General features: G+C 72.2%; 6 protein-coding genes and 1 pseudogene. 1 reads left to right on the top strand and 6 read right to left on the bottom strand.

Translation table 11 applies throughout. The features are described from left to right. The 5 genes and pseudogenes from JAO81_RS01905 to JAO81_RS01925 all read right to left on the bottom strand — a co-directional run. Positions 1–263: pseudogene (locus tag JAO81_RS01905) on the bottom strand (sensor histidine kinase); the annotation flags it as partial. Further along, positions 260–2,182, bottom strand: a complete 1,923-nt coding sequence (locus tag JAO81_RS01910) for a cation acetate symporter (protein WP_233414812.1) — start codon at positions 2,180–2,182, stop codon at positions 260–262. The pseudogene JAO81_RS01905 and the gene JAO81_RS01910, both read right to left, overlap by 4 nt. A 30-nt stretch (positions 2,183–2,212) precedes the next feature. Continuing rightward, the gene (locus JAO81_RS01915; RefSeq protein ID WP_199545955.1) at positions 2,213–2,596 is read right to left on the bottom strand and encodes a hypothetical protein; all 384 of its coding nucleotides are present in this window, start codon (positions 2,594–2,596) and stop codon (positions 2,213–2,215) included. A gap of 149 nt (positions 2,597–2,745) precedes the next feature. Then, complete coding sequence (locus JAO81_RS01920) at positions 2,746–3,012, bottom strand: hypothetical protein (protein ID WP_199545956.1); 267 nt, start codon at positions 3,010–3,012, stop codon at positions 2,746–2,748. A gap of 140 nt (positions 3,013–3,152) precedes the next feature. Beyond that, on the bottom strand, positions 3,153–3,929 hold the full coding sequence (locus JAO81_RS01925) for a LytTR family DNA-binding domain-containing protein (RefSeq protein WP_199545957.1): 777 nt from the start codon (positions 3,927–3,929) through the stop codon (positions 3,153–3,155). A 188-nt stretch (positions 3,930–4,117) separates the two neighbouring features. Here JAO81_RS01925 and JAO81_RS01930 point away from each other — a divergent pair, with 188 nt between their 5' ends. Continuing rightward, the gene (locus tag JAO81_RS01930) at positions 4,118–4,765 is read left to right on the top strand and encodes an anti-sigma factor (protein ID WP_233414813.1); all 648 of its coding nucleotides are present in this window, start codon (positions 4,118–4,120) and stop codon (positions 4,763–4,765) included. Between the two features lie 72 nt (positions 4,766–4,837). On the opposite strand, the gene JAO81_RS01935 is transcribed toward JAO81_RS01930, so the two are convergent. Continuing rightward, the gene (locus JAO81_RS01935; protein ID WP_199545959.1) at positions 4,838–5,698 is read right to left on the bottom strand and encodes an Fpg/Nei family DNA glycosylase; all 861 of its coding nucleotides are present in this window, start codon (positions 5,696–5,698) and stop codon (positions 4,838–4,840) included. Positions 5,699–5,836 lie beyond the last annotated feature (138 nt).

Genomic DNA, 5,836 nt, shown 5'->3' on the forward strand with positions numbered 1-5,836 from the left:
CCGGCCCGGCACAGGGCCCCGGAGCCGAGCAGGGAGCGCAGGGGTTTGGCGCCCTTGCGGGCGGTGTCCCCGGTGAGGCCGGCCCGCAGCGGGGGCGCGGCGAGCGAGGCCGTGTGCAGCGTATGGAAGGTGGCGCGTTCGACCGGGGTGCCGAGGTCCAGGTCCACTTCGCCGCGGCGGGCCGTGAAGCGGCCCAGCAGGATCCCGGCCGCGAGGACGACGACGCCCGCCACGACCAGCGCCGCAATCCCGATCCCGGTCATCGCTCCCCCGCTTCCTGCTGCTCGGCGTCCCGACGTGCTGCCCGCTGTTCCGCGCCCGGACGCGTGTCCTGCCGCTCGGCGCCCTGACGCGCACGCCGCTTCCCGCGCCGCGCGTCCTGTTCGCCCTGCGGGACCACCCGCCGCTCGCCGTACTGCACTGCACGCTTGTCGGCAGCCCGGAGTTCACGCGGCGGCCCGTCCCCGCGCCGCCGCTCGGAGAGGTCCTCCGGCAGATGCAGCCGGGCCAGGGTGGCCGCGGTGCCCGGGGGGATACGGGACGGGGTCAGGAGCGAGACGACGATCATCGTGAGGAACCCGAGCGGCACCGACCACACCGCCGGCCAGGCAAGGAGCGTGTGCGCCCAGCCCGCCGAGGGCAGTCCGGTGCGGGTCGCGAGGACGGCGGTGAGTGCCGCCCCTCCCCCGGTGACCAGGCCCGCCACGGCGCCGGGCGGGGTGAGCCGGCGCCACCAGATGCCGAGCACGAGCAGCGGACAGAACGACGAGGCGGATACGGCGAAGGCGAGCCCGACCGCGTCCGCGACCGGCACGTTGGTGGCGATCAGGGACACCCCGAACGGGGCGGCCACGGCCATGACCGCCGCGATCCTGAAGTGCCCCACGCCGCGGGCCGGCAGCACGTCCTGGTGCAGCACGCCGGCCACCGCGAGCGTCAGTCCGGACGCGGTCGACAGGAACGCCGCGAACGCGCCGCCCGCGAGCAGCGCCCCGAGCAGATCGCCGCCCACTCCCCCGATGAGCCGTTCCGGCAGCACGAGCACGGCCGCGTCGGCGTCGCCGGTGAGGGCGAGTTCGGGGGCGTAGATCCGGCCGAGCGCGCCGTAGACCGGCGGCAGCAGATAGAACGCGCCGACCAGACCGAGCACGACCAGTGTGGTGCGGCGGGCCGCGCGTCCGTTGGGGCTGGTGTAGAAGCGGACGGCGACATGCGGCAGGCCCATCGTGCCGAGGAAGGTCGCGAGGATCAGTCCGTACGTGGCGTAGAGCCGGTACTCGTCCCGGTCGCCGGCGAGCGGCCGTGACCAGTTGGAGGTCCCGGTGCCGGTGTGCTCCTTGGTCTCCGGCACGGAGGTGCCCGCCTGGAAACCGAGTCGCGTGCCGCTCTCGACGCGGTGCGTGCCCTCGTCGAGAGCGACGCGCCGCTTCTCGTACGAGGTGCCGTCGGCCTTTCCGTCGACGGTGAGCGTGATGGGGGCGTCGAGCTCGATGCGGACGGTGTCGTCGATGCGTACCGAGGTGTGCTCGCGGAAGACGGCCGGGGCGTCGAAGGTGGCGCGCGGGGTGTTGTCGCCGAACCAGGCGACGATCAGGAACAGGGCGGGGACCAGCAGCGCGGTGAGCTTGAGCCAGTACTGGAAGGCCTGCACGAAGGTGATCGAGCGCATGCCGCCCGCCGCGACCGCTCCCGTGACGACGAGCGCGACGACGAGGCTGCCGACCCAGTCGGGCGAGCCGGTGAGGATCTCCAAGGTGAGCCCGGCGCCCTGCAGTTGGGGCAGCAGGTACAGCCAGCCGATGCCCACGACGAAGAGGCTGGCGAAGCGGCGCACGGTGTGGGATTCGAGGCGGGCCTCGGCGAAGTCGGAGAGGGTGTACGCGCCGGAGCGGCGCAGCGGGGCCGCGACCAGGATCAGCAGGACGAGATAGCCGGCCGTGTAGCCGACCGGGTACCAGAGCATGTCCGGGCCCTGGAGGAGGACCAGGCCCGCGACGCCGAGGAAGGAGGCGGCGGAGAGGTATTCGCCGCTGATCGCCGCGGCGTTGAGGCCGGGCTGGACGGTGCGGGACGCGACGTAGAAGTCCGAGGTCGTACGGGAGATCCTGAGGCCGAGGGCGCCGATCAGGACGGTGGCGAGCACCACGACCGTCACCGCGGTCACCGCGTAGGTCTGGTTCAAGGGCGCACCGCGCGGATCTCGGTCAAGGGCTCAGCGTCCTTCGACGAGTCCCGTGAAGTCCCGCTCGTTGCGCTCCGCCCTGCGGACGTACCAGTGGGCTATGAGCAGCATGACCGGGTAGACGCCGACGCCCAGGGACAGCCAGACCCACAGGGTCGGTGAGACCTCGGAGCCCGTCACGGACTCGGGCAGCATGAAGAGCAGCGGCAGGGTGCCGATGAACAGGATGAGGACACCGAGCGCGGTGAGCCCGGCCTTCAACTGGCTGCGCATCAGGGACCGGACATAGGTGGTGCCGATGGTCGTCTGCTCGTCGATCTCGGAACGTGCGGCGGTGTGCCCCAGCGGGCGCCGCGCCTGACGCGGCACACCGGTCACGGTCTCCCGGCGGGGGCCATCGGGGGCTGCTGGCATGGGCGGTGCGCTCTCTCGTCCGAGGTGGGTGAACGGGAGTCTACGCAGGGCTGATGACCTGGGGTAGGGCCCGGTCAAGGCCTGAGGTGGAGCCCGGTCAAGGAGGCCCGGAGTGGAGTCCGGTCAAGGAGGCCTGGAGTGGAGCCCGGTCAAGACGTCGAGCAGTCCTGGAGAGCCACTTCGAGCTCGACGTAGGACTCCTCGGCCCGCCGGAAGGCCAGCCGCAGCGCGGCCTCGGCGCGCGGTCCGGTGAACGGGGCGGCGGCCTCATGGGCCTCGTCGAGGATCTCGGACCAGCGGGCCGCGGCACTCTTGAGGCCCGCGAGGTAGCGCGTCGCCTCGGTCGGACTCGTGGGCGGCGCGGGCAGCGCCCGCAACTCCTCGAGCAGCGCCTCGACTTCGGATGGACCGGGCATTGCGGACTTCCCTCCCCGTTGACGGAGGTCAGGCTAGGCGGCGCGCACCTTCCCGGAACAGTCGCGCATCGGCGGACGGCCGCTGAGGCGCGGTGAGCGGTCCGCTGCCTCGGTGGACGGTCGGCGGCCGCGCCTCGGGTTCAGCGCCGCGCGTGCCGCATCAGCAGATCGCGCAGCTCACGGGCGTGCCGGCGGCTCACCGCGAGTTCCGCGCCGCCGACGCGCACGGTGGTCGCGCCGGCGTCCAGGCGCAGTTCGTCGATGCGGCCGAGCGCCACGAGATGGCGCCGGTGTATCCGTACGAACCCGCGCGCGGCCCAGCGCTCCTCCAGCGTGGACAGGGGGATGCGCACCAAGTGGCTGCCCTCGTCGGTGTACAGACGCGCGTAATCGCCATGCGCTTCGACGTACGCGATGGCGTCGATCGGGATGAAGCGGGTGACTCCGCCCAGTTCGACCGGGATCTGGTCGGGGGCCGAATCGACGGCGACCGGGGCGGCCGGCACCGGGACCGGGGCCGTGGACTGGGCCGTCAGATCGCTGACGCGGCGTACCGCTTCGGCGAGGCGTTCGCGGCGCACGGGCTTGAGGACGTAGTCGACCGCCTCGAGGTCGAAGGCCTGCACGGCGAAGCCCTCGTGGGCCGTCACGAACACGATCAGCGGCGGCTCGGCGAAGCCGGCGAGGAGCCGGGCCACGTCGAGGCCGGTGAGCCCTGCCATGTGGATGTCGAGGAAGACGACGTCGATGGCTTCGTCGCCGTCCGGTCCCGCGTCCAGGGCGCGGTTGATCCGCCGCAGCGCCTCGGTGGCATCGGTGGCGCCCTCGGCGCTGCGCACCCGCGGGTCGGCGCGCAGCAGGAAGAGCAGCTCTTCGAGTGCGGGCTTCTCGTCGTCGACGGCCAGTACACGCAGCATGCGGCGGAGTGTATGCGGCTGCGTGCCCGGTGGACACGGGGAGGCGGGGAGCCGCTGCGGGACAGTTCACCGAATTCCCAACGGTGTTGAGCAGGAACACCGAATGCCCCGTATTGCAGGGGGACACACTTCTCGCCGTATCCCCCACGGTGCGATACCCCCGTAATCCTGCACGAAGAGGAATGCCCATGAGCGCGCAGCACCAGGACGTCGCCGCCTATGCGCTGGGCGTACTGGAACCTGCGGACAGCCTCCATGTCGAGGAACACTTGGGCGATTGCCTGCACTGCGCGCTGGAACTCGTGGAATTCTCCCGGGTGGTGGCGCTGTTGGAGCCGCTGGCCTCGCGGGAGTCCGTCGCCTTGTCGCAGGCGCCTCCCGCGCAGCTGCTCGACCGGCTGCTCGTCCAGGTGCGGGTTCGCCGCCCTGCCGGCCGGCTTCGCTGGGTGGCCGCAGCGGCGGCGGTGCTCGTCGCGTTGCCGACGGGGGCGGCACTGGTGCGGGAGGACAGCCCTCGGGTGTTCGACAGCCGGGCGGGGACGCTCACGGCGAGCGTGGCGCTGGATGAGCAGCCGTGGGGCACGCAGGTGGCGCTGCGGATGGACCGGCTCGACGGGCCGCGCCGCTGCGAGCTGGTGGCGGTGGGTCCGGGCGGTACGGAGCAGACGGTGCTCAGCTGGTCGGTCCCGCGGGGCGGTTACGGCTTCCCGGGGCGCGACGGACATGAGGGTCCGCTGCTGACCGAGGGCGGGACGGGGCTGCGGGCGGACCAGATCCGGCGGTTCGAGGTCCGGACGCTGGAGGGCGACCGATTGCTCTCGATTCCCGCCGGTTAAGGGCTGCTCGCCCTGGCGGCGAGGACCGGCACGCCGAGCCGGTGAACAGCTGCGCGCCCCGCCGCCGCGGTGCTATTTGAGCAGGCGGGACATCCGGCGGTCCGCCAGCGGTTTGCCGCCTGTCTGGCACTTGGGGCAGTACTGGAGCGAGGAGTCGTGGAAGGACACCTCCCGGATGGTGTCCCCGCAGACCGGGCAGGCCTCGCCGGTGCGGCCGTGCACGCGCAGGCCGCTCTTCTTCTCCGATTTGAGCCGTCCCGCGGCCACGCCCTGCGAGCGCTCCACCGCCTCGGCGAGCGTGGAGCGCATCGCCTCGTACAGCGTGTGCAGCTCATCGGCGGTCAGCTTGTCCGCGATCTTGTACGGGGACATCCGGGCCACGTGCAGGATCTCGTCGCTGTACGCGTTGCCGATGCCCGCGATCAGGCTCTGGTCGCGCAGGGCGCCCTTGATACGGCGGCGTTCGCCCTTGAGCAGCGCGGCGAAGGCGGCCTCGTCGAAACTCTCGGCGAGCGGGTCGGGTCCGAGCCGGGCGATTCCCGGGACCTCCTGGGGGTCGTGGACCACGTACACCGCGAGGCGCTTCTGCGTACCGGCCTCGGTGAGGTCGAAGCCCCGGCCGTCGTCGAGCGCGACGCGCAGCGCGAGCGGGCCCTTGCCCGGCTTCGGCGGGCCGTCGGGCAGCCGGTCCTTCCACTGCAGCCAGCCCGCGCGGGCCAGGTGGGTGATGAAGTGCAGTCCGTCGAGATCGAGGTCGAGGAACTTGCCGTGCCGCGCGACCGCGGTGACCGGGCGGCCTTCGAGGGCGTTCAGCGGCGGGTCGTACGTCTTGAGCACGCTGATCGCCACCGGCAGGACGCGAGCGATGCGGGCGTCGCCGAGATGTTCGGTCAGGAAGCCCCTGAGGGCCTCCACCTCGGGGAGTTCGGGCATGTGTCCAGGTTGTCACGGGGCACTGACAGGCGCGTGCGTTCCGGGTCCGCTCTCCCATGTCCCGGCGCCTCTTGCCGGACATCCGGCACCCGTACCGCGGTGTCCCCTTTTCCCCGGAAGACACCTCCCAATCGCGGA

It is taken from the genome of Streptomyces sp. N35 (assembly GCF_016464295.1).
Classification (GTDB): Bacteria; Actinomycetota; Actinomycetes; order Streptomycetales; family Streptomycetaceae; genus Streptomyces.